Source organism: Sphingobium subterraneum (assembly GCF_014199435.1).
GTDB classification, from domain to species: Bacteria; Pseudomonadota; Alphaproteobacteria; order Sphingomonadales; family Sphingomonadaceae; genus Sphingobium; species Sphingobium subterraneum.
Window position 1 is genome coordinate 669,557 of record NZ_JACIJP010000001.1, and the last position, 22,701, is coordinate 692,257.

19 protein-coding genes are annotated in these 22,701 nt (G+C 58.7%); 10 read left to right on the forward strand and 9 right to left on the reverse strand.

What is annotated here, in order from left to right:
* Positions 1-11: 11 nt before the first annotated feature.
* Positions 12-344, reverse strand: coding sequence for a system killer suppression protein (locus FHS92_RS03245; RefSeq protein ID WP_184077473.1), 333 nt, complete (start codon positions 342-344; stop codon positions 12-14).
* 248 nt (positions 345-592) lie between these two features.
* On the opposite strand from FHS92_RS03245, the gene FHS92_RS03250 reads away from it, so the two are divergent.
* The 6 genes from FHS92_RS03250 to FHS92_RS03275 all read left to right on the forward strand — a co-directional run bounded on the left by FHS92_RS03250 (position 593) and on the right by FHS92_RS03275 (position 8,301).
* Positions 593-1,072, forward strand: coding sequence for a hypothetical protein (locus FHS92_RS03250; protein WP_184077475.1), 480 nt, complete (start codon positions 593-595; stop codon positions 1,070-1,072).
* A gap of 2 nt (positions 1,073-1,074) precedes the next feature.
* Positions 1,075-1,776, forward strand: a complete 702-nt coding sequence (locus FHS92_RS03255) for a hypothetical protein (protein WP_184077477.1) — start codon at positions 1,075-1,077, stop codon at positions 1,774-1,776.
* Positions 1,777-2,790: 1,014 nt separating this feature from the next.
* Entirely contained in the window at positions 2,791-3,348 is a 558-nt protein-coding gene (locus FHS92_RS03260) for an adenine phosphoribosyltransferase (RefSeq protein ID WP_184078749.1), read from the forward strand.
* 4 nt (positions 3,349-3,352) lie between these two features.
* Complete coding sequence (locus FHS92_RS03265) at positions 3,353-4,018, forward strand: 5'-methylthioadenosine/S-adenosylhomocysteine nucleosidase family protein (protein WP_184077479.1); 666 nt, start codon at positions 3,353-3,355, stop codon at positions 4,016-4,018.
* Positions 4,019-4,548: 530 nt separating this feature from the next.
* Complete coding sequence (locus FHS92_RS03270) at positions 4,549-6,822, forward strand: TonB-dependent receptor (RefSeq protein WP_184077481.1); 2,274 nt, start codon at positions 4,549-4,551, stop codon at positions 6,820-6,822.
* A gap of 141 nt (positions 6,823-6,963) precedes the next feature.
* Complete coding sequence (locus FHS92_RS03275; RefSeq protein ID WP_184077483.1) at positions 6,964-8,301, forward strand: MFS transporter; 1,338 nt, start codon at positions 6,964-6,966, stop codon at positions 8,299-8,301.
* Between the two features lie 28 nt (positions 8,302-8,329).
* On the opposite strand, the gene FHS92_RS03280 is transcribed toward FHS92_RS03275, so the two are convergent.
* Both FHS92_RS03280 and FHS92_RS03285 read right to left on the reverse strand, forming a co-directional pair.
* Entirely contained in the window at positions 8,330-9,253 is a 924-nt protein-coding gene (locus FHS92_RS03280; RefSeq protein WP_184077485.1) for a LysR substrate-binding domain-containing protein, read from the reverse strand.
* Positions 9,254-9,360: 107 nt separating this feature from the next.
* Complete coding sequence (locus FHS92_RS03285; RefSeq protein ID WP_184077487.1) at positions 9,361-10,170, reverse strand: SDR family NAD(P)-dependent oxidoreductase; 810 nt, start codon at positions 10,168-10,170, stop codon at positions 9,361-9,363.
* Between the two features lie 214 nt (positions 10,171-10,384).
* Between FHS92_RS03285 and FHS92_RS03290 the strand changes: the two genes are divergently transcribed.
* Together FHS92_RS03290 and FHS92_RS03295 are read left to right on the forward strand one after the other, a co-directional pair.
* The gene (locus tag FHS92_RS03290) at positions 10,385-11,425 is read left to right on the forward strand and encodes an MmgE/PrpD family protein (RefSeq protein WP_184077488.1); all 1,041 of its coding nucleotides are present in this window, start codon (positions 10,385-10,387) and stop codon (positions 11,423-11,425) included.
* A gap of 35 nt (positions 11,426-11,460) precedes the next feature.
* Positions 11,461-12,867 carry an amidohydrolase family protein gene (locus FHS92_RS03295; protein ID WP_221230869.1) on the forward strand — a complete coding sequence of 469 codons (1,407 nt, stop codon included), beginning with the start codon at positions 11,461-11,463 and terminating at the stop codon, positions 12,865-12,867.
* Between the two features lie 386 nt (positions 12,868-13,253).
* Here FHS92_RS03295 and FHS92_RS03305 read toward each other — a convergent pair whose 3' ends face one another.
* The 6 genes from FHS92_RS03305 to FHS92_RS03330 all read right to left on the reverse strand — a co-directional run bounded on the left by FHS92_RS03305 (position 13,254) and on the right by FHS92_RS03330 (position 19,916).
* Complete coding sequence (locus tag FHS92_RS03305; protein ID WP_184077494.1) at positions 13,254-14,216, reverse strand: GTP-binding protein; 963 nt, start codon at positions 14,214-14,216, stop codon at positions 13,254-13,256.
* An 8-nt stretch (positions 14,217-14,224) separates the two neighbouring features.
* A complete protein-coding gene (locus FHS92_RS03310; RefSeq protein ID WP_184077496.1) occupies positions 14,225-15,472 on the reverse strand; it encodes a CaiB/BaiF CoA transferase family protein in 1,248 nt (415 codons plus the stop codon).
* Between the two features lie 2 nt (positions 15,473-15,474).
* On the reverse strand, positions 15,475-16,209 hold the full coding sequence (locus FHS92_RS03315) for a CoA-transferase (protein ID WP_184077497.1): 735 nt from the start codon (positions 16,207-16,209) through the stop codon (positions 15,475-15,477).
* Between the two features lie 50 nt (positions 16,210-16,259).
* On the reverse strand, positions 16,260-17,168 hold the full coding sequence (locus FHS92_RS03320) for a CoA transferase subunit A (protein ID WP_184077499.1): 909 nt from the start codon (positions 17,166-17,168) through the stop codon (positions 16,260-16,262).
* Between the two features lies 1 nt (position 17,169).
* Positions 17,170-18,129, reverse strand: coding sequence for an amidohydrolase family protein (locus FHS92_RS03325; protein WP_184077501.1), 960 nt, complete (start codon positions 18,127-18,129; stop codon positions 17,170-17,172).
* Between the two features lie 380 nt (positions 18,130-18,509).
* Entirely contained in the window at positions 18,510-19,916 is a 1,407-nt protein-coding gene (locus FHS92_RS03330) for an aldehyde dehydrogenase family protein (protein ID WP_184077503.1), read from the reverse strand.
* 602 nt (positions 19,917-20,518) lie between these two features.
* Here FHS92_RS03330 and FHS92_RS03335 point away from each other — a divergent pair.
* Positions 20,519-21,658 carry a CoA transferase gene (locus tag FHS92_RS03335; RefSeq protein WP_184077505.1) on the forward strand — a complete coding sequence of 380 codons (1,140 nt, stop codon included), beginning with the start codon at positions 20,519-20,521 and terminating at the stop codon, positions 21,656-21,658.
* A 49-nt stretch (positions 21,659-21,707) separates the two neighbouring features.
* Entirely contained in the window at positions 21,708-22,565 is an 858-nt protein-coding gene (locus FHS92_RS03340; protein WP_184077507.1) for a MaoC/PaaZ C-terminal domain-containing protein, read from the forward strand.
* Positions 22,566-22,701 lie beyond the last annotated feature (136 nt).

Sequence of the window (22,701 nt, forward strand, 5' to 3'; positions counted from 1 at the left end):
TTCGAATATCCTCAATGATAGTCGGTCACGTCGAGGATTTTCGCCTTCGTGACCGCGGCCAGGTCGAGGCTCCCGTCGTCAAGGCGCGGCAACGGATCGTTTGCCGGCTCGAAGATGAGGCGCCAGGGGTGTTTCAGGTCGACCGCGAACTGGCCTTCGCGGGTACCCGACAGCTTGTGGCGGCGTGGCGGCGGCGTGTGGGGCACGTCCGCCAGGCACACTGCCTGCCGCAGGAGCGTGAGACGCAGACGCAACGGCTTTGCTCGCTCGCCATAGGCCTTGAGCATCGCCTTATCGTCTTCGAGCCGCTTGCGCAGTGCGTCTGAGGCGAATTCAAGTTCCATCCACCCTTTCCATCGTTACCTATCAGGTAATCCTTAAGCATTCATTACGCAATAGGTAATGCACATCAGCGAGTAGATGCGTGGGCGAAGCTATTCTGCTCGTGCGACTCTACCCATTTTGAAGTGGATCGGCGCGACACCTGGCGTCACGGGCACGGCTCCGCGCGCGACACTCATTCTCGTTCGAAGCCGAAACACAATCGGTGATAGGCGATAGTTTATGCGCGCCGAGCCGGCTAAAAGGGCCCATGGATACGCAGGATTTCACTGACGACGAATGGCGGGACATGCTCGATGAGTTCCGACTGCTTGTAGTACGCGCGGGCTTTTCTGGTTGGGATGCCGCAATGGCGCTGGCGCTCGATGATTTCGAGGGTATGGACGGCCGGCGTGTCGCCGTTGGCATCGGCGGTGAGGCTGTCGTTTTCGATGGCCTACCCGTCGAGCGGCTGCGCATCTACGCCCGGCAGTTCATGACCTTCCTGAAAAGCGGTGCACGCTGGTCACTCGACGAGAACCGCGAACGCCTTAGCCGTCTGTTGCGGACCGAAAACGACACGCCGGTTGAGGGCGTTTTCGTCTCATTCGATGATCAGCGCGCTCCGATCGATGCGCGCGCGGGCGACATCACCGCAATGGTCGATGAGGTTTCCCGCTTCCTCAGCGAGATCTATGGCGAAGACACCGGTTTCTGGGATGACGAGCCTGACGCCCCGGAGGGACGCTGACAATGGCGACACGTAAACCAACTACCTCGGGCATGAAAAAGAAGCTGCGTGACGCGTTCCGCGCGCATCTCGGCGTCGATCGGTTGACTGCCGGGCAGTTGCTCGCGAGTGCGACGCTCCAGGACAAGGCGTACGAGCTCAGTGCGCTGATCGCCGTGATGGAAAAGCTCAAGGCGATGCGGCCGACGCTGACCTTTACTCTGGTGCGCGGCACGTCCTTGGTGTTCCGAGCGAAAGGCGGTCCTATCGACCGCACTAGCTGGCCGTACATCCGCATCGACGATCGCGGTCGCACCGTCGGCGAGTTGTGGGTCGATATCGAGTGCGTCGCGATTAGCGCCGATCCGGCCGCCAAGCTCCAGCCGGGGCCGCTCTACGGCAAATGCCATGAGCTCGACATTGTGCTGGTCGTCCCGAATACCGATGGCCGCCCCTTGCCGAGCGAAACCCTGCTCGGCGTCGAAGCCAAGCATCGCCCGTTCAATAAGGCACTGCTCAAGGAGTTGCTCGGCGTCCGCCGTGAGATGACGATGCGGGGTCCGCTAAACGCGCACCGGCCGCCGTGGTGGTTTGTGTGGTGGACGGCAAGGCTGCCGGCCCGCCCCCCATCGGGGCTTGTCGCATTCTGCTCGAGCGACATGATCGACAAATACTCCGATCCTGCCGACTATTGGGGCATCCATATGGAGCATCTGCCCTTTTGAGGCATCCCACTGCTGATTTCTGGCGTCTATGCATCTAATCCCAAAAGGACCTGCATCAACGGTCAGGGGGGAAGAATGGCCACCGATAAGCACCATCAGCGGGGCACCGCGCCCGACTGGACGATCATTCGAACGTCCGCTTTGGGAATCGCGATGTCCGACGGGGAATGACCGACATTGGAGCGCATTCCCGCCAGACGATACTAGGCAGCGAATGGCTGGTTCTGGCGGAATCTGCCGTTCAAAGCGCGATCGGCTAACGACGCATTCTGGTCGGAAGATGCCGATGGGCGTCTTGAAAGCGTCGGGGTACGCAGCGACAGGCTTGGAACTACACGGACGGATTTCAGCCATGTGCTACTGGCGTTCGAAAGAGGGCCACTCCGTCGAACTCATACGCCATATAAGTGCGAAGCGACCAAATCTCAGCAGATGAACAGACGACAAGTTTTATGAGTCGCGTTATGACCCGTGAATGACCGCTTTGTCGAAGGGTTCGTGCATGTTGGCGGCTTCTGTCCGTTTGTAGTAGGTATCACATTCCACCATTCCGTAGACCAATATGAGACACATGAGTCCAAGTCCCCAAGCCTATACGTCATCACCGCACAACAGCCGCCCACTGTGACATAATCAGTGGGCCATCTGGGCAACAACTGGGCAACAGTTTTTCTGCGCTAGGCTGATTTCGGGTGAGATGGGGCGAGAAGGTGTTTTTATTTTTATGTCTATATTCAGCATATTGCGGACAGTTTTTGAGATTAAATGAGACGTAGAAAGACGCCTCTTGGAAAATTTGTAATCAGGGGGCCACGGGTTCGAATCCTGTAGCCGGCACCAGCATTTTCAAAGGGTTACATAGAATTTTCTTCCCCCCAAGCCGGGACTTGCGGAAAATCAGGGGAATAATGGGATTTTCCCGCACATCCCCTAAGCGGAAGACCGCCACGCTGTCGGCTTTGAATGAAGGCGCTGCCCGTTGACAGGAAGGTATTGGTCGTCAACGTTGACGCCATGAACGAATTGAACGAACTTGCACGGAATGAGGATCTGGCGACGCTGATCCGTACTATCCCGGATTACCCTACAGCCGGGATCCTGTTTCGGGATGTTTCCACTTTGCTCCTTGACGGACGGGGCTTTCGTGCAGCGATCGATCGCATGATCGCGACGATCGATCCAGTCGACATCGACCTGATCGCGGGGATAGAGGCGCGCGGCTTCATTGTGGCTTCGGCCATGTCCTATGCTCTTGCCAAAGGTAAAATCATGTTGCGCAAGCCAGGCAAGCTGCCCGGCAATGTGGTTGGAATGGACTATGCGCTCGAATATGGCACCGACAGGCTAGAGATGCATGTGGGCGCCGTGTCGCCGGGGCAAAAAGTGCTGATCGTGGATGATCTGATTGCCACCGGCGGTACAGCGCAGGCCGGAGTTGCCTTGCTGCGCGGCCAGGGTGCACTTGTCCTGCAAGCGCGTTTTCTTGTCGATCTTCCGGATCTTGGCGGGGGCGACCGACTGCGAGCGCAGGGCATAGAGACTGACGCCCTGTGTTCCTTTCCCGGGCATTGAGCACATGCGTATTGCAATAATCACGGGCGTCCAAACCGAAGCCGATGCCTTCATGCCCGGCACTTATGACCGGCTTGAACAGCACGGAGGCCTCTCTATCCGTTTTGTGTCATGTGCAACGCACGATGTCGCTATCAGCTGCTGCGGTGTCGGCAAGGTCAATGCCGCCATGGCTGCCACTCTCCTTGCGGCCGTCCATCAGACGGAATTGCTGATGATCATAGGTACGGCAGGAAAGCTGGGCTCTTTGGCAGGAGACTGTTTCATCATCCATGAGGCAGTGCAGGGCGACTATGGAGCACAGCGATCTGACGGCTTTGTCCATTACACGGCAGGCGCTTGGCCGATCGGCCCAGCCGAGGTCACAGCGTTTTTCGCGCGACCGTTGCCGGATATCGGCCTTCCACAGGCGCGCATTGTGACAGGAGACGCGTTCATTGAATGTCCGGATCATAGCCTGCGCCTACGGGACGGCTTGGCGGGTGATCTGGTCGACATGGAAACGGGCGCCGTGGCGCAGGTCGCAACCCGCCTCGGATTGCCATGGTCTGCAATCAAGGCCACAACCGACGATGCGAATGGCGAGAGCGTCAGCGATTTTGATGCAAATCTTCTTGCCGCTTCGCGCCGCGCTGCCCGCGCCGCAGAACAAGCGATACACAGGATGTAATGCGGATTGCGAGACCCCGTGACGATTTGAATGACTATCGGGGCTTCCCGCCACAGCCTCCCGCTTCAGTGACTTAAGGATCATGGGATTCGTCCACGCCCCGTTGGCGGCAGCGCCGAAGGTGCGTATTCTTACTGGGCACGTGCATAAGCTATTGTCACGCAAACCGCGAGGCATGCTCCGTTGACAATCATCCCAGACTGTCCTGGTGCCGTCGAGCACCAGAATTCGCGTCGTAATCCCACAATCTCCTTTGCGCCATTTCGCCATGCTGCCGCGGCATAGGCGCTAGCATCAAAGGCTCTTCGACACTTTCCTTTCCTGATTCTAACTAGATCGTGACAGCTCGTTACGAAGCTGGGAGTGTTCTGATCCGCCTGCGCGGCGCTGACGTCTAAGAACGATCAGGCACCAAACCAATCATAGGAGAGGGATGGATGAAAGAGAAAATGCGATTTATGTTAGGCGCTTCAGTATCTGTCTTGGTAGGCGTACTGCCAACGGGGGCTCATGCACAGTCAGCAGCGTCCATGTCGGCAGGTCAGCAGGTGGCGTCACCAGACGGAAGCTCCGCCGATACGGCTTCGGCACGGCAACAACCCGTCTCTGCATCAGCAATTGCCGATATCGTCGTTACGGCCCAGAAACGCGCAGAGCGTATCAACGATGTGCCACTTTCCATCACGGCCAACAGCGCCCCGGAGCTTAAGGCTGCCGGTGTATCCTCGCCGGACGATCTTGGCAAACTCGTTCCAGGCTTCGTCTATGCCAAAAGCGCTTATGGTGTGCCCGTCTACACCCTGCGCGGTATCGGATTTTATGATTACGGTCTGGCCGCACTTCCTGCGGTAACGGTATATGTCGATGAAGTGCCGCTCCCGTACGGACAGCTTACCGCTTTCTCCCTGCTCGACGTTCAGCGTGTCGAAACGCTAAAGGGACCGCAGGGGACGCTCTACGGGGTCGGATCGACCGCAGGAGCCATCAATATCATCGCGGCAAGTCCAACGCCTTCGTTGGCCGCAGGACTGGATTTGACCTATGCCCGCTTCAACCAGGTTACTGTAGATGGTTTTATATCCGGGCCTCTCACCAGCACACTTCAAGGTCGGTTCGCCTTCCACACTGAAAATGGTGGCGCGTGGCAGCGCAGTTATACCCGGAAGGACCGACTGGGCGACAAGCGCATAACCTCCGGCCGACTACTGCTGGATTGGGCACCGACAAGCGCCTTTTCCGCCCGCCTCAACGTCAATGCCGGGATCGATCGCTCCGATACGCAGGCCCTTCAATATGAAGGTCCGACGACGCTGCCGTCCACCAACGCGACATTGCTGCGTCTCAACCCGTCTCTGTATAATTACCCCCGTGCACCGGAGAATAATCGCGCGGCCGACTGGGACGTGAACTATCCGTTCCGGAGCGACAATCATAATTTCCAAGCGGCGTTGACTGCGAACTATGACATAAATGCCGACTTGACGTTGAAGTCGATCACCTCTTTCAATCGCTTCACGACAACGTCCAGCGTCGATGGCGATGGCACTAACCAGCAGGATGCGACCATCCTTGTCGACGGCAAAATCAGGGTCTTTTTCCAGGAGCTGCGCCTTTCGGGTACCTACGACAATGGTCTGCGCTGGATCATCGGTGCGAACTTCCAGGACGATAAGGTCGACCAGCGCCAGGATGGTTTCCTGACCCGATCGACGCAGGGTCTTCCTGTCCCCGGCGCTACGCACAATGCGTCATTCAGTTTCCAGAACGCGCAATCGAAAGCTGTTTACGCCAATGTCGAGTTCAGCGTTGTCGACGGACTGACGGCGCAGGGCGGCGTACGCTATACCAAAAGCGATCGCGACCTGAAGGGATGCTCGACGGCGCAGGACCAGAACACGGCAAACTTCTTCGGCCCGCGTGTCGGCGCAGTGATACCCGTTGGCGGCTGCTACACGAGGCGGCCGGACGGCACAGTTGGCTTCTACACGACCAGTCTTAACCAGGACAATGTGTCCTGGCGGGCGGGCCTCGATTGGAAGGTCAATCGGGACGTCATGCTCTATGCCAATGTGAGCCATGGCTACAAACAGGGCGGATTTCCGATTGTCGGTGCGTCGTCTTACCTGTCGCTGCAACCCGCGGTGCAGGAGGATGTATTGGCATATGAAACGGGAGCAAAGCTCACGCTTCTGGACGGAGCCGTGCAATTCAACACGGCCGCCTTCTACAACGACTATACCAACAAGCAGGTTCGTGGCCGCGTAATCGATCCCGCGACGAACGCGCAGGCCAGCGCGCTGGTCAATGTTCCGAAATCGAAGATTTACGGTGGCGAATTGCAACTGACCCTTCGCCCGGTGCAGCAACTGACGCTGAACGCCGATGCGACTTACATTAAGACCAAGATTACGAGCAGCTTCCTGAACTTCGATTTCATAGCCCAGCGGGTGCAGATGAAAGGACAGGTTCTGCCTTTCTCGCCCAAACTGACGTTCAACGTCCGGGCGGACTATCAGCCGCCGATCAATTCGGACTGGAATGCCGTCTTCGGCGTTGCGGTCAAGCATCAGTCCTCGTCCTTCGGCGGACTTGGCGAGCTTGCCGTCGCACGCAACAAGGCGTTCACGACGCTCGATCTGCGCGCGGGGGTCAAGTCGGCGGACGATCGCTGGAACATCAGCGTGTTCGGGCGCAACGTGACCAACACATATTACTGGACAGCGCCAGCGCTGATCATCGACACATTAGGCCGCTATGCTGGCGCGCCGGCAACCTACGGGGTGACGGTCAGCTTCAGATACTAGCCCGACAAGCATCCAGTCGTCGGGGAGCAGGGGGAGCTCGGTCATTCAGGAGAGTTCCCCCCCTCCCCGACGCCGTAGGTCACGTTCCTGAAGAATTGCAGCAATCGCGCTTGATAACGCCGGTAGGATAAGGAGACAGGGATGTCGATAATTGAGAACGAGACCGCGCCGTTGTATTCTCCAGCGACGGCTCAGTCCCAAGGTCACAGCCTGTCGAAGCGTTCCATTTTCGTGGCAATGATCGGAAATCTCGTCGAATGGTTTGACTATTCTGTCTACGCCTTCTTCGCCGTTTACATTGGTCGAACTTTTTTTCCTTCTGAGACACCCCTTCTGTCGCTGTTGTCAGCACTCGGTGTCTTCGGTGTCGGGTTTGTCGCGCGTCCTTTTGGCAGTCTCGTATTTGCCCATTTTGGTGATCGGTTTGGCCGTAGAAAAGCTCTGCTCGTTTCCATCCTGATGATGGCGGGAGCCACTTTGCTGATTGGCCTGCTGCCCGGCTACGCCACGATCGGGGCCGCGGGAACGGTCGTCCTCGTCCTTGCCCGTCTGTGTCAGGGATTGTCCGGTGGGGGCGCGTGGGCGGGCGCAGGGCTCCTTATCGTAGAAGCCGCACCTGCCCGACATCGTGGCTTTTTCAGCAGCTTCCATCAGGCGGGGGTAGGCCTCGGCCTGCTCTTCGGATCTCTGTCGGCGACACTGGCAACGTCGTATTTTGATCCGGCGGCAATGGATAGCTACGGATGGCGTATTCCGTTCGTGGTGGGAGGACTGCTCGGGCTGGTCGGACTGTTGCTGCGCGGCGCCGGTCATGAGGCCCCCGTTGCTGCGACTCCAAGCGGGGACTCGCCGGTACAAATCCCCATCGTGGAAGCCTGGCGCACGCATCGCGGGGCGATGTTGGCCGTGGCCGGTATATTTTTGAGCGCGACGGTCAATTTCTATGTGTTCCTCGCCTACCTGCCCATTTACGCCTCGTCGGTTCTGGGTATGCCCGAACAGCAAGCCTTCGCGATCAACACCGCCGGACTGTGCATATTTGTCGTCGGGTGCGTGGTGGCCGGAGCCTTGTCGGACCGCTTCGGGAGGCGGTCTATGCTGATCCTTCATGCTGCGGGTATCTGCCTTTTAGCTCTGCCTCTTTTCGCCTATCTCGATGCGTCGCGAACGATCGTGGCGCTCATGGCCGTTCAGTTCGTCGGCGCAGCCCTTCAAGGTGCCTTTTCGGGAAGCGGCGTCGTCACGATCGTAGAGATGTTTCCCGCCAAGATCCGTTACTCCGGAGTGGCAGTGCCACAGGGACTCGTCACGGCGATCTTCGGCGGCACGGCCGGTTTCATCATAACGGCTCTTGTTGCCCGCACTGGAGAACCAATCGCGATTGTCTACTACATCGTGCCGGCAGCGGCGGTGACATTGATCACGGCGTGCCTGATCAAGGAGACATACAAGGTCGACCTCGACACGCCGGCAGAGTAAACGCGCAGCCCATCGGCGAGGTCGGCGCTCACCTGTCTTCCGGAGCGCCGTTTTCCTTACCAACGCGAAGAGGAAGGCTGGCAAGCTGTTCCTGAACGATATCTTCGACCGCCCTGATCCCCAGTGAAGGGTTCCGTCTTGCGGAAACTGCGCTCATAATCTTTCGGAAGATGGGTGGCCCCTGGAACGATAGGGCGGTCAACGTTCCCGATGCGATCTCTTCATGCACGAGACTGTAGGAGACGATCGAGCAGTGAGTGCCGCGTTTCAGCATGTCCATGACGATCGGGATGGAATCCAGCTCCATCTCGAAATCCGGCGTAATTCCTTCATCCAGCAGACGCGCGCTCATGACGCTGCGAAAACCGTGACTGATGATGACGGGAAAGTTGAGAATATCCCTGATGGGCATGGTGCCTGTGTAACCGCTCAGAATTTCAGGCACGCCGACGAAGACCATCTCATCGCGAACAACTTCCTGCATGTCGATCCCGACAATGGGGCCGTAATCCGTCAAAACGGCGATATCGAGACGGGAGTTCTCCAACCAGCCGGACAGAAAGACGCTCAGCCCCTCGACGATACGCAGCTTTACTTTGGGGAACCGATGTTTCACCTCCTCAACAAGGCGCGGAGCCAATAATGACGCAAGGGACGGCGGAAGGCCAAGGACGACAACGCCGGAGGGCTCTTGCGCGGCCTGGCTGATCGCAGGCTTGATCTCGGAAATATACTGCAGAACGTATTCGGCCATCACCTTAAAACGGCGTCCGGCATCCGTCATTTCGGTACCACGAGCTGTTCGATTGAACAATGTGACGCCGAATTCTTCTTCCAACAAGATGATCTGCCTGCTGAGCGCTGGCTGTGCAATGTGGACCTTTTCGGCGGCCCGGCTAAAATTGCCTTCACGAGCAACCGAAACAAAATAGCGAAGCTGTCTCAGTTCCACGTGCCCTCACCCTACAGATGCCCTATAACTGAGCGTTCCCCTATGTGCCACCGAGCAGCGCGTGCCGCCAGTATGTTCTGACCGGCACCGCAAGCCCGTACCCGCGATCACGCCGAGGGGTGCGCTTGGCGCCAATCCTCCAGCATGGTTGCTCGCGCGGTAGCGATCCCGCCCTGTGACAGTCCTCCGTCCACGATGATTTCTGTTCCGGTGATATAGGAGGACCGGGGCGAGGCAAGAAACAGTGCCGCTTCCGCTATTTCCCGCATCTTCCCCGGTCGCTTCATGGGGATGATGCGCTTCCAAACCTCTCCGTGGCCCGGCGGCGCATTGACGTGCATCGGGCTGGGAACGGTTCCGGGGTGTACCGAATTGCACCGGATTCCCATCGATGCAAACTCGATGGCAGCCGTCTTGGTGAGACCGCGCAGCGCCCATTTGCTCGCAGAATAGGCTGCGTCGGGCTGGCCGAATATTCCGGACGTGGAGGAAATATTGACGATTGCCGCGTCGCCGGTTTGCATAAGGGGCAGCAGCGTCTGCATACCGCAGAAAGCGCCGAACAGATTGACGTCCAGAGTGCGCTTCCAATGCTCCACGCTGGTGGCCGCAATGCTTTCGCGCATGTTGAACGCCGCGTTGTTTACCAAAATGTCGAGCCGACCAAATCTTTCCTGGATCATGTCGCGAAGGGTCGCCCAATCGCCCGGTTCCGTTACATCGAGTCTGACGAATTGGGCATCTAGACCAGCCTGTTTCATCTCCGCTATGGCCTGAACACCATCGTCTTCCAGGATATCCGCCACAACCACGTGAGCGCCGTTTAACGCGAGGACCGTGGCGATCTCGCGACCGATGCCGCGCGCGGCCCCCGTCACCAACGCGATCCGCCCGGCCAGTTCGGCTTCCTCACCCATTCCGCAAAATCTCCTCTCGCAAGGCGTTTGATCGAGCCGGAAATCGATCCGGGCAACCCGCCCACGTCAATCCGGCAGGTCGCCGCCCGGTCTGCGAGATTAAGGTGGCGGCCATGCGAAGTATAGTAGATCAGTCAAAGAGAAATGTGATGGACGCTAGAGCGGAAAAGCATTTCTCACCCCCGTTTTTGTGCTTACGCAGGAGAGTGTCGCCATGAGCGGTGAGGCACCGATCTGCGAGAATGCGGAGAGTTATATGGTAGGCCTGTTCACTCGGGAGAACGACGTGGATATCCTTGGCGTTCACGAAGCAGCCGAACTCGCCGCCTTCGCGCTTTCGGCCGACTGGACGCGCCTGCCGGACCCAGTGCGCCATGCAGCGCGCCATGCGTTTTTGGATGCTACATCCGCCATGATTGCCGGTACCATGCACACGGCGTTCCGCAGCATTCTCGCAGGCATATCACCGCTGGCGGACCCTCCCCGCGTAACCGTCCTCGGTGTCGAACATGCCATGGACATTTTGGGAGCGGCATTCATGAACGCCGCTGGAGCCAGTCTCTGCCAAAGTCAGGATTCGCTTTCCAGCGATTGTCGGAATTTCGCGGTCGTCGCTGCCGCACTTGCGGTCGCAGAGGACAGAAACGCCACCGGCGCGGAACTTCTCTCGGCCATCGCTGTCGCACTCGAAGCGGTTGCTCGGTCTCAGGGGCGGGGCTACGCTGCGACGGTCGGAGCATGTACCGCAGCAGGAGTGCTCCTCGGCCTGAGCGAGGAACAGATGCGCAGCGCGTTGCTCATGGCTGCGGCGCTCAGCAACCACCCCGCCGCGCAGCAAGAGCCTGTGCTGAAGGCGATCGCGACGGGCCAATGCGCGAGGAACGGCATCCTCCTGGCCTTCATCGCCAGAGGAGGCACGGAGATAAGATCCACCAATCAGTCCGCAGCGATGGAGGTCGATCCACGGCCGTTGGAACGTGTCGATACGTGGCAGATGCTGGTAGAGCCGGACGTCGCCACCGCTGGCGATCAACCTCCTCCACCGGTTGACGATACCAATACAGAGGAGCTGGCAGCGAGAGCAGAGCGGCTGATTGGCCGCGCCTTGCCGCAAGCGGAGGCGCGACGCCTTGTGAAACAGTTGGTATCCCTCGAAAAGGCGTCCCAGATTCGAACCATTTCGGTTAAGACGGTGCCGCCGACGCAGAAAGGCGCAGAAGACAAAAACGCGCCCTCTTGGTTTGGAACCAGTTAAATATTGCACCTTGAAGGGCGCACATGAGGACATCGATGAGAACAGCGATAAGGAATGCTCATCTGCTCAGCATGGATCCGGCAATCGGCGATATCGCCAATTGCAACGTCCTGATCGAGGACGGCGTGATTGCGGCAATAGGCCCCGAAATGGAAGCCGATGATGCCGAAACGATCGATGCCCGCGGCGGGATTCTCCTGCCCGGCTTCGTCGACACCCATCGCCACACCTGGCAATGTCTCCTCCGAAACGCTGCGGTCGACTGGAGCCTCGGTCAGTATCTGGCAGGCGTACGGGGCAAGATGGGGTATTTCTACTCCGCCGACGACATGTACCTGGCCAACTATCTTGGCGCATTGGAATGTCTGGATAGCGGCATCACCACCCTTTACGACTGGTCCCACAACAACAATACGCCGGACCATTCCGATGCCGCCGTCCGAGGGCTGATCGATTCAGGCATCCGTGCGGTGTTCGGTTATGGCAATGCCAATCGCGAATGGATTCCCGTTAGCGCAGAACCGACTAATTTCGAGGATGTCCGGCGCATCAAAACACGGTATTTCTCGTCATCCGACGGATTACTGACGATGGGGTTCGCCGCTCGCGGCCCGCAATATTCTACACTCGATGTATCGGAAACCGACTTCCGCACGGCGCACGAACTCGGTCTGCCCATTACCGTTCACGCGGGCAGTGGGCACTGGGGCAAGACGCGTCCGGTCGACCGGCTGCGCAGTCGGGGCTTGCTTTACGCCGATACTATCTATGTTCATTGCTGCACGCTTGCCGATGACGAGATGAGCATGATCGCCGATACCGGAGGGCATGTTTCCTGTGCGCCGGAAGTCGAGCTGAACATGGGGCAAGGCTGGCCCGCGACCCTGCGCGCTTTGGCGGTCGGGCTGGAGCCGACGATTTCCATCGACGTGACAACCAGCATCGGCGGCGACATGTTCAGTGCCATGCGCGCAATGATGGGCGCGGCGCGCGCGCAAATGAACGCGGTTGCGCTTGCCGAGGATCGGGTGCTTGACAAGCCGGCGGTCACCAGTCGTGCCGTGGCAGGCTTTGCAACTTTGGCGGGTGCACGCGCCTGTGGTCTTGGAGATCGAGTGGGGTCCGTCACCGTGGGAAAATCCGCTGACCTGATCATTCTCCGCACGGATACAGTGGGCATGATGCCGCTTAACTACCCCATCGGCGCGCTGATCGAGGCTGGAAACCCTTCGCTCGTCGACATGGTGATGGTCGCTGGAAACGTCGTAAAACGCGATGGTCGCCTGATCGGGGTTGATCTTCCCACCTTACGCTCCCGTGTCTCCCAAGCGCGGGACGATCTGTTTCGGCGCGCAAATGCCCCCTCAGACGGTTCCTGGCTCCCTACCCCGCACGTCGGCGGCACGCAGGCGATTATCGACGACGGCGTGCTCGTCCGCTAGCGCGCTTGTCGTTTCCTGCACGAGTGGGCACCGATGCGCACATGCGCGGGCAGGGATTCGAGGTAACCGGTGCCGTAGGACACCTTGGCTTCATCGAGACGGAAAGGTCGCCCATCTCACGCGTCCGGTTCCGGCTGATCTGCATCGTTGATCCGTCGCAGTCGTGCCAACCGCGCCGAATTCAGCAGAGCTAGCACAGCGGGAACTTCGCTGCCGCCATGGCGGCTGCTCGTCAAGAGAAAGACAATCTCTTCCACGGAAACATTCGACGACGCACCTGGACCGTCCGGTTGCGCTGCTGGGTTATCGACGCGCTCCATCATCCTAAGACGGGGCGCATAGGATGATGTCCGTTTTCACCGCCTGGATCGACGATGGACATGCATCTATGCGGCTTGAGCACGCGAAGCCGCCGAGCATTCCGGCAGCACACAATCGCGCAACTGCCGGAGGATCTCCTCTCCGTCATAATCTTCACCAAGAAAAAGGGCCTTCGTCACGCGGGGCTCGGAGCCCCAGAGGTCGCCCTGGTCGAGCACGTTACGCTGACCGACGCGATGGAAGGTAACACGTCGCGGCATGCCAGCGATCGCGACAGTACCCTTCGCCCGGTAAATTGCATCCGGCAGAGATTTGAGGAAATCGTGGAACCTGTCAAAATCGAGTTCGATCGAGTCCGATAACGACACCGACACTATGTTGTCGGCGTGACCATGTTCATGACGGTGCCCGTGATCATGCTCGTGCATCGGGCGTACCAACTCACCGTCATAGGCTTCGATATCGAGCAGAAGGTTAAGCGGCACGATGCCGTTGATCGACGGCAGCGCGTGGGCGTGGCTGTTGATCTCGTGCAAGGTAGCTTTGACGCGATAAATGTCTTCTTCATTCAACAGATCGAGCTTGTTGACAACGAGAAGGTTGGCTGCGCGGATCTGTTCTACCGCCGTCTCGTTCTGGGATATCCACGTCTCGACATTCGCGCCGTCCGCGACGGTAACGATCGCATCAAGTCTGAAGTGGCGTTCCAGCTCGGGCGTGAGAAACGTCTGGGCTACGCCGGTCGGCTCAGCCAGTCCTGAGGTCTCCACCACAAGATAGTCAAACTCGCGCCCGCTCTCCACCAGTTTGCGGGCCGATACGAGCAGGCTCTCGCTGATCGTGCAGCAAACGCATCCCCCGGACAGTTCGACCACGTCTTCCGCTTCCTGGACGATCAAATCCTTGTCGATGTTCACATCGCCAAAATCGTTGATCATAACGGCAATCCGCAAACCGTTTGCCGATTTTAGCACATGGTTCAGCAGCGTCGTCTTGCCGCTACCCAGAAAGCCGCTCAGGATCGTCACGGGGTGCCTCATGCCTCATCTCCTTGCACATCAGCGTTTTCGAATTTCGGGATGCCATGGCTGCCGAACACCTGTTGGTCGGCAAGCTTCCTGATGGCGTCATCGTCTAGACCCAGTACTTCGCTCAGTATCTCTGCCGTGTGGGCGCCAAGCGTTGGCGGGGGCCGATAGGGTTCGGTATCATCCAAAGACAGGTGAAACGGGGCGCCAACCACTCGGATTTCCCCGGATGTCGGGTGGACCATGGTCTTCACCAAACCGAGCGCGTCAACCTGCGCATCCCCGAGAATGCGGTCGACCGTGTAAACCGGGCCGCACGGCACCCCTGCGGTTTCCATCACCTCGACCCATTCGTCGGTGGTGCGCTCACTCAGCCATTCCACCACAAGGGTCTCGACCTCCTCACGCAGGGCAACGCGGTCCTGGTTGATCGCGAACCGGGCGTCATCGGCCATCTCGGCATGGCCTGTGACCTTGCAGAGCCGCCGCCACTGCTCATCATTGCCGATCGCCAACGTCAGAAAGCTGTCCTTGGTGGGAAAGGTCTTGTAAGGGACCGTATTCGGATGGCCATTGCCCATTCGGGGGGGCAGGGCGCCGCCCATAAGGTATCCCGCCGTCATGTTGGGCATGATGGACAGGCAACTTTCGAGCAGCGAAAGATCGACCCTCTGGCCGTGCCCGTGCGTCGTTCTCGACTGCAAGGCACCGAGGATCCCAATCACCGAGTACAGCCCGGTCACCAGATCAACGATCGCGACACCAACCCGCATGGGTGTTCCATCGGCCTCGCCCGTCACGCTCATGAGTCCACCCATGCCTTGAGTGATCACATCGTAGCCGGGTCGACCGGCCATCGGCCCTTTCGTTCCAAAGCCCGAGATGGAGCAGAATATGATCTGGGGATTTGCCGCGCGCAGTTCATCATAACCTAGGCCAAGCGACTCCATCACGCCCGGTCGAAAATTCTCCAGTACGACATCGCTCTTCCGGACCAGATCCAAGACCAGCGCACGTCCCGCCTCGCTCTTCAGATCCAGGACGATGCTGCGCTTGTTCCGGTTGACCGATAAAAAATAGGTGCTCTCGCCATCCGGCATGAACGGCGGCCCCCAACCCCGAAGATCGTCGCCCAGACCATCGCGCTCGACCTTGATGACCTCAGCCCCCAGGTCCGAAAGGACCATACTGCAGAACGGGCCGGCAAGAACCCGTGATAGATCGAGAACGCGGATACCATCGAGAGCACGGGTCATTGTCAGTCCTGTGGTAGGAGGTAAGCGCGCTCCCGGGCGTGCTCCAGCTCTTCGCGCACGATCGCAAGCTCGTCCGCGTTCGGCTCGGGCAAAACGTTCAATGTGTCAGGGACGGCAATGGGCCAACCGAAACAGGCGCGCACATCGTCGACGGTTACGCCTGGGTGAACGGCTGTCGGAAACAGTTCTCCGGCTTCGTTGAAGCCAAACAGCCCAAGCGGGTTGACAAGGCGCTGCGGCCCGGTGCCCGGCTTGTATCCGAGCGAAGAGCGCTGCGAACGGCCCCCGAGATAGCCGGGACTGGTGATATAATCGACGCAATCGGGATAGCTGCGCGAATTGGTACTCGCACTTACGAGGAGCAGCCCTCTACCCATACTGCCGAGCTCGGTCCCGCCGCCGGAACCAGGCAGACGCACGAGTGGCTTTTTATAAGGTCCAACCGCCGTCGTGTTGATATTGCCATGACGATCGACGATCGCGGCCTCCAGCATTGTCATGCCGACCCGGCCCGCGCCCAGCCACATGTAAAGCGCATCGACGCTGCCCGCGCACATCGTGGCGCCGTCCGCCGCCACCAGATCACAGGGCGAGGTTGGAAAGACGGGCGTAATACGATCCTCAACAATGCCGTTTTCATAGACGATCGTCATGGCGGGCGCATGCAGGCGGCGCGCCACACGCGCCATCACCATCGGCCAGTGGAATCCCACGAAAGTCACAACATCAGGATCCATGCAGGCCGCTCCTGTCAGGAGCATGCGTTCAAAGGGTGATGCACCAGAGGTCACCATTGCTCTCTCCTGAGCCGAAGTCTGTCGAGTTCCGCTTCTCCGAGCTTTGCAAGAAATCCGCTGTGGTTGCCCGTCTGGGTGATCCATTCGTCCACATATTGCGCGAAGCCTTCCGGCGTGCGGCTGAGGCTACCATAAAGCTCGTTATGGGGGAGATCGCGCAGGTAGTAGCCATAGGAATCGGTCGGATGCGCAGCCCAAGGCTCAACGACGATCGCCTCGACCATAAAACTCGGGACTACGGTAGCTTCGGGCCGGGCACGGATCACTTCTGTGTCCACCAGCTCCTCTGCGATGACGATCAAACGCTTGCAGGCTGCCATCGCGTATCGCATTTCTCCGGTGGGGCCGAACATCTGCGCATTGCCCAGGGCGTCGACACGATGGACATGAAAGACGCCAAGCTCAGGCTTGATGGGCGCCACAACCGACACAGGCTCGGACCCGAACGGGTTCATCACCTGACCAAGCTTGTCCGGCAGAAATGTTCGCGTTTCGAAATGCCCAGTGCCGAGCAGTGGCGTGGTAGGCGCAAAGGGCAGGTCACACGCACCCGCCAACAGGCCCATGGTGAAGGCACCGTAGCTCAACTCCTCGATCTCGAACGGCGCCCCGCCCTTTCCTTCCAGGCTTCGGCGGAAACAATGGGCGGGAACAGGGCCCACCGAATTCCAGACGTGGCAGGAGAGCAAACGTCGGATAAGGCCAGCACCGACGAGCATGTCGACGAGAACTCCGCCGGACGTCTTCATGACATACAGCTCGCGACGGTTTTGCCGTATCAATTCGTGGGCCAGAGCGGTGGGATCGCTAAATGCGAACCCACCGATCATCAGTTCCTGCCCGTCCGGAACGAAACGTTCCACAAGTTCGCGCATCGAAAGAACGGGCTTGTCGACCATGTCAGTACTCGAGAATCTTGAACTCGGTTCTTGATGCGAGCTCTGGCCGCAACTTCTTCAGGTTCAGCGCCTCGATGGCGTTGGTGCGGAAGAACTTTTCAAGATTTTCTTCTTTGAACTTCCGGACCTTTCCGCCCCATTCCAGACCGTTTTCCCAGAACTTGGAAAAGTCTTCGATCCAGACCTTCGGACTGATCGCTGGATAATCGGATCCAAACACGAACTTCTCGGGAAACACGGAATTCATATATTGAAAGACGCCCGGTTCGTGCGCGAAGATATACGTCGGCATCCAGCCGGAAAGGTCCATGTAAACATGCTGATGGCGCCAGATCACCGCCAGGGCTTCCTGGGTCCATGGCCATCCATAGTGGCTCATGATGATACGAAGATCGGGAAAGTCGGTCGCCACGTCGTCCAGAAATTCGGGACGACAGGTCTTGATCGTGCAGCGGGTCATGCGGGTGGCGCCCGTGTGGAAGAGCACCGGGATGCCGTATTCTACGCACTTCTCGTAAAGCGGATAGGCGCGTTCGCGATCGTTGGGAAAGAAGTTCTGATAGGCGGGATGAAACTTCAGCCCGACAATTCCATAATCCTTTACACACCGGTCAACCTCGGCAAGCGCCCCTTTTCGGTCCGAGTTGGGATCAATGCCTGCAAAGCCGAGGTAAAGATCGGGATTTTGCGCAGCATATTTGCCGATATATTCGTTAGGAAGGCATGAGTTCCACGTAACGCAGGCGTTCATGTTCACGACGACGGCCAAATCGACGTCGTCGGCCTTCAACTCGGCGACGCTTTTCTCGATGGGAGTCGTCGTCCGATCTTTATACCAGTGGTGCGAAGGAGACTTCGGACTTTGGCCAAAAAAGGCGTGCGCCTCGGTGTACGAAAGCCCCTGCCCCTTCACCGTTTCTTCGGTAAACGGGTGCGTGTGAATATCGATGACACCTTGCATTCTCAACATCTTGATAACCTCTCGAGCAACAGATCTCACGCGGTCAGAGATGTTCGCTCGATGGAGTTGGCTTTCACGCCGACTCCCACCGAATATTGGTCTCTTCCCGTTGAGAACTGTCTAGAGCGGCTTTGGCAAACGCGTCTAAGACCTAGTGGCGCTAGGACCTATGCCACAGAAATATGGCTGGTTTTCACAAGCGTTTGTGGGCGCTTCGGATAGCATGACCGACGCTGCCACCCCGACGGACACGGCGCGCAATTCCAAGGCCCGCACGGTGCTTTCCCATGCAGCTGCAATGCCTCGCATCCTGCCATGTTGTCAGACGAGTCTCTGCCTCCTGAAAGGCAGAGACGGGCATATTTGCACTTGGGGACGCGTCAGTAGACTTCGTTCACAACGCTCAGCTGGGTGAATTCCGCAAGACCGTGCTCCGTCCATTCAACACCAATGCCAGACTGCTTGGCACCCGCAAACGGAATATGCGGGCCAAAGTTGAGGTGCTGGTTGATCCAGACAGTCCCAGACTGCATGCGGGATGCCAGATCACGCGCGCGGTCCAGATCCTTCGACCATACCGAACCGCCCAGTCCGTAAGGAGAACGGTTAGCCCGCGTAAGAGCCTCCTCGCCGTCCTTGATCCGCACGATCGGTAATATTGGCGAAAACTGTTCCTGATCCACCAGTTCGCTGCCGTCTTCGATGTCTCGCACAACGGTGGGATGGACGAAATTCCCCGGACCATTGCCGATCGTGCCACCCGCAATCACCTTGCCATCGCGTTGGGCAACTTCCAGAAAATGCTGGGCCTTTTCGAACTGCATCTTGTTCTGAATCGGGCCTACCTGCGTGCCCTCGTCCATGCCGTTACCAATAACCGCCTGTCTGGCGCGCGCAGCGACCGCATCGCACAGATCGTCATAGATTTGCTCTTCGACATAAACGCGTTTGATGGCGAGGCAGGCCTGACCAGCATTGTAAAAAGCCGCGTTGTAGACTTTCTCGGCCGTCTCGGCGACATCGACATCCTTGAGGATGATCGCCGCATCGTTCCCACCCAGTTCCAGCGTCAGCCTCTTAAGTGTCGCGGCACTGCTTGACATGATCTTGCGCCCCGTTGCTGTCGAGCCGGTAAACGTCACCTTGGCGATGTCGGGATGGCTGGTGAAAAATGACCCCAGATCGTTTTGGTCGGTAATGACATTGACGACGCCGGCCGGAAAAATGTCCTTGGCAATTTCGCCCAGCATCAGGGTGCAGATGGGCGTCGTGGGCGCGGGCTTGAGGACGATGGTGTTCCCCGCCAGAATGGCGGGCGCCATCTTTGCAGCCGGGACCAACAGCGGAAAATTCCACGGGCTGATCCCCACGACAACACCCAGGGCTTTACGGTGCACCCTGATGCTGCCTTTCTCGTCATCCTGAATGGTTTCGACCGGAAGGGTCATCCCGGCAAAATGGCGAATGAAGAACTCGGTATAGGAGGCTTCCCCCTGCGCTTCATGCAGCGGCTTGCCCTGCTCGCGGGTCATTGCTTCGGCGAATTCCGGCAGACGCGCCGCATAGGCGTCCGCAAAAGCCAGCAGCAGTTCCTTGCGCTTTCCCCAGCCAAGCGCTTCCCAAGCCGGTTGCGCGGCCTTCGCGGCCTGAATTGCCGCCTCTGCCTGGCCCTCAGACGCGCAAGCGACCGTCGCGAGCACCCCATTGGTCGCCGGATCGACGACGTCTAGGCTGCGATCACCATCCACCAGTTCGCCATTAATGAGAAGTTTGGATGCGTAAGTCATAAAATCTCCGAAAAATATCCAATAATGACGTCAGCCGATGGCAATACGCAGTCTCGTTGCCGGGCTTGCCGATCTCCCGTGCCACGCCGATCAAAAAGCAGCACATTGTTCACCGTGTCAGCCGATAAAATGCGACAGGGGCAACCTGGGTCAGAAGACGCGGCATGGCCGCGATGCGCGCGCTGGACCTCACTACACACTTCCTCTCTCGAAGATTTACCGTAGCAATCGTCCGCGGGCCATCCCTGAACAGGGTCCCGGTTGTCATGCCTATCGCATTTGCGTCAACCGGGGAGCGGGATGCAATGCGCAGGGGAGCAAATCCTTTCCACGCCATAGGCATACCCTATGGATTGCCCCCTCGCTCCGTCCCGCTGACCCTTTAGAGTGCCGGGATAGCCTGCAGTGAGGCCGCCATGGTCACTCTATGTCGGGCTACGTCTGACGGAAATGCAAAGCCTGTTTAACGGCGATTTTCGTCCTTGGGTTGCGGCGTCCCTACACGAAGCGCGTGCTCTTATCGGACGTGCGTGTTGGCTCCCGTAGCCGAAATCAGGCCAAGCCTGCATGACGGCAACATATTAAGGTCGGAGAACCAAGAAGTGGCTGTAGGCGCCCTGCAAGGCATCACCGTTGTGGCACTGGAGCAAGCCGTTGCCGCGCCGCTCGCCACCAGCCGCCTCGCGGACGCAGGGGCTCGCGTGATCAAACTGGAGCGCCCCGATGGCGACTCCGCCCGTCACTTTGACGCACATGCCAAGGGCAGCAGCAGCTATTTCGTCTGGCTCAATCGCAACAAGCAGTCATGCCGCGTCGACCTGCGTAACGACGAGGATATCGAACTGGTTCGCGCGATGATCGCCAAGGCAGACGTTTTCATCCAGAATCTTGCACCAGGTGCAACCGGCAGGCTGGGGCTCGGAAGCAAGGCGTTGCGCGCCGCCTATCCCCGCCTCATCACGTGCGACATCAGCGGCTATGCGGCCAACACGCCCTTTGCGGATCGTAAAGCCTATGACCTGATGATCCAGGGGGAAAGCGGCCTCGCCTCCATCACCGGAACAGCGGACAGCGGACCCAGCCGTGTCGGCGTGTCAATCTGCGACATCGCGACCGGAATGGCTGCTCATGCACAGTTACTGGAAGCGCTGATTGCACGCGGCACCACCGGTCAGGGCCGTTCGATTGCCGTCTCGCTTTTTGACGTTGCGACCGAGATAATGAACATACCCTATATCACACACCGTCACGGGAACGCGGCCCCAAAGCCGAGCGGCCTCTTGCACCCACTGATCGCACCCTACGGTGTTTACGAGACGCGCGACCGACCGCTACTGATCGCGGTTCAGAGCGAACAGGAATGGATAAAGTTCTGCAATACGGTTTTGCGCCGACCGGACATGGCAGCGGACGCACGATTTGGGTCCAACAGGCTGCGGATAGAGAACAGGCCCGCGATGGAGAGCGAAATAATCTATATATTTCAATATATTCCTTACACCGAGGCGATTACACGGCTGGAGGAAGGACGGATCGCCTATGCGCAAATCTCGCAAATGGACGACATGGTTTCCCACCCGGCATTGGCGAAAATGATGGTCGCGGTGGCTGGCCAGTTCGTCGAATTGGTGGCTCCGCCGTCCATTGTAGACGGACGGAGGCCGGATCCAGGAACCGTTCCCGACCTTGGCGCGCACGATGGGATGTTGCGCAGAGAATTTGCGCATCCTGGTCCAGCATAGCCGCCGTACCCCAAATCATTGCGATCCACTCCCCAGATAGAGGCAAAACATGCCGATCGACCCTGACAAATTACTGTCCTTCCAGATCCCCGAAATAAGGCAGAGGCTGAGCGCTCGTGACGCAGCGTTCTATGCCTTGTCGATTGGCGTAGGATATGATCCGCTCGACAAGCGGCAGCTTCAATATGTGTGCCCCGATGTGCCGGGCTTCCAGATTTTCCCCAGCTATGCGCTGGTCGTTGCCCATCCCGGTTTTTGGCTCGGCCATCCGGACAGCGGCGTTGACCCGCGCGGCGTTCTGCACGCGAACCAGGCCCTGCGCATTATTGCCCCGCTCCCAATCGGCCAAACGGTCGTCAGCCGTTCGCGCGTGACCCGGTTGGTGGACAAGGGCGCGGGCAAGGCGGCTTTGCTCGACACGCAAACGGTGATCGAGGATGAACGTGGCAATCCCCTTGCCCAGCTCGATCGGACAACCTTCCTGCGTGGGGGGGGCGGCTTCGGAGGCGAGAATCCTCCGTCCCCGGCGCCCGAGGCTCTTCCTGAAGGTCCGCCGGACCGCAGCATTTCGCTGCCGACACGCCCGGAACAGGCGCTCTATTATCGGATGAACGGCGACGACAACCCGCTGCACAGCGACCCGGAAATCGCCGCAAAAGCAGGGTTCGAGCGCCCTATTCTTCATGGGCTGTGTACTGCGGGAGTGGTCTGTCACGCTGTGTTGAAAGCGGGAGCGAATTATGAAGGGGCGCGCTTCTCTGCGCTGTCATTGCGCTTTGCAGGATATGTGCTTCCCGGAGAGACCCTCGTCACCGAATTCTGGAACAACGGCCGGTTTCGCGCACGTGTGCAAGAGCGCGACACCCTTGTGGTCGACGACGGGCGTGCTGAGTTTGTTTCAGCCTGATCGCTTGCCGCGAAGCTGCGCGGATCTTCCATCCTTCTCCACCAGACATAGGCTTTACCTATATATTCGTGAAGCCTTTGCCCGATAGCTCATCCCGCCCGAAACCGCCATCAGTGCCCCAGACGCAAATGCGTTC

Excerpts from the sequence above, each read along its gene's own strand:
- FHS92_RS03245 (WP_184077473.1), bottom strand. The coding sequence starts at position 344 with ATGGAACTTGAATTCGCCTCAGACGCACTGCGCAAGCGGCTCGAAGAC.
- FHS92_RS03250 (WP_184077475.1), top strand. The coding sequence starts at position 593 with ATGGATACGCAGGATTTCACTGACGACGAATGGCGGGACATGCTCGAT.
- FHS92_RS03255 (WP_184077477.1), top strand. The coding sequence starts at position 1,075 with ATGGCGACACGTAAACCAACTACCTCGGGCATGAAAAAGAAGCTGCGT.
- FHS92_RS03260 (WP_184078749.1), top strand. The coding sequence starts at position 2,791 with ATGAACGAATTGAACGAACTTGCACGGAATGAGGATCTGGCGACGCTG.
- FHS92_RS03265 (WP_184077479.1), top strand. The coding sequence starts at position 3,353 with ATGCGTATTGCAATAATCACGGGCGTCCAAACCGAAGCCGATGCCTTC.
- FHS92_RS03270 (WP_184077481.1), top strand. The coding sequence starts at position 4,549 with ATGTCGGCAGGTCAGCAGGTGGCGTCACCAGACGGAAGCTCCGCCGAT.
- FHS92_RS03275 (WP_184077483.1), top strand. The coding sequence starts at position 6,964 with ATGTCGATAATTGAGAACGAGACCGCGCCGTTGTATTCTCCAGCGACG.
- FHS92_RS03285 (WP_184077487.1), bottom strand. The coding sequence starts at position 10,170 with ATGGGTGAGGAAGCCGAACTGGCCGGGCGGATCGCGTTGGTGACGGGG.
- FHS92_RS03290 (WP_184077488.1), top strand. The coding sequence starts at position 10,385 with ATGAGCGGTGAGGCACCGATCTGCGAGAATGCGGAGAGTTATATGGTA.
- FHS92_RS03295 (WP_221230869.1), top strand. The coding sequence starts at position 11,461 with ATGAGAACAGCGATAAGGAATGCTCATCTGCTCAGCATGGATCCGGCA.
- FHS92_RS03310 (WP_184077496.1), bottom strand. The coding sequence starts at position 15,472 with ATGACCCGTGCTCTCGATGGTATCCGCGTTCTCGATCTATCACGGGTT.
- FHS92_RS03315 (WP_184077497.1), bottom strand. The coding sequence starts at position 16,209 with ATGGATCCTGATGTTGTGACTTTCGTGGGATTCCACTGGCCGATGGTG.
- FHS92_RS03320 (WP_184077499.1), bottom strand. The coding sequence starts at position 17,168 with ATGGTCGACAAGCCCGTTCTTTCGATGCGCGAACTTGTGGAACGTTTC.
- FHS92_RS03325 (WP_184077501.1), bottom strand. The coding sequence starts at position 18,129 with ATGCAAGGTGTCATCGATATTCACACGCACCCGTTTACCGAAGAAACG.
- FHS92_RS03330 (WP_184077503.1), bottom strand. The coding sequence starts at position 19,916 with ATGACTTACGCATCCAAACTTCTCATTAATGGCGAACTGGTGGATGGT.
- FHS92_RS03340 (WP_184077507.1), top strand. The coding sequence starts at position 21,708 with ATGCCGATCGACCCTGACAAATTACTGTCCTTCCAGATCCCCGAAATA.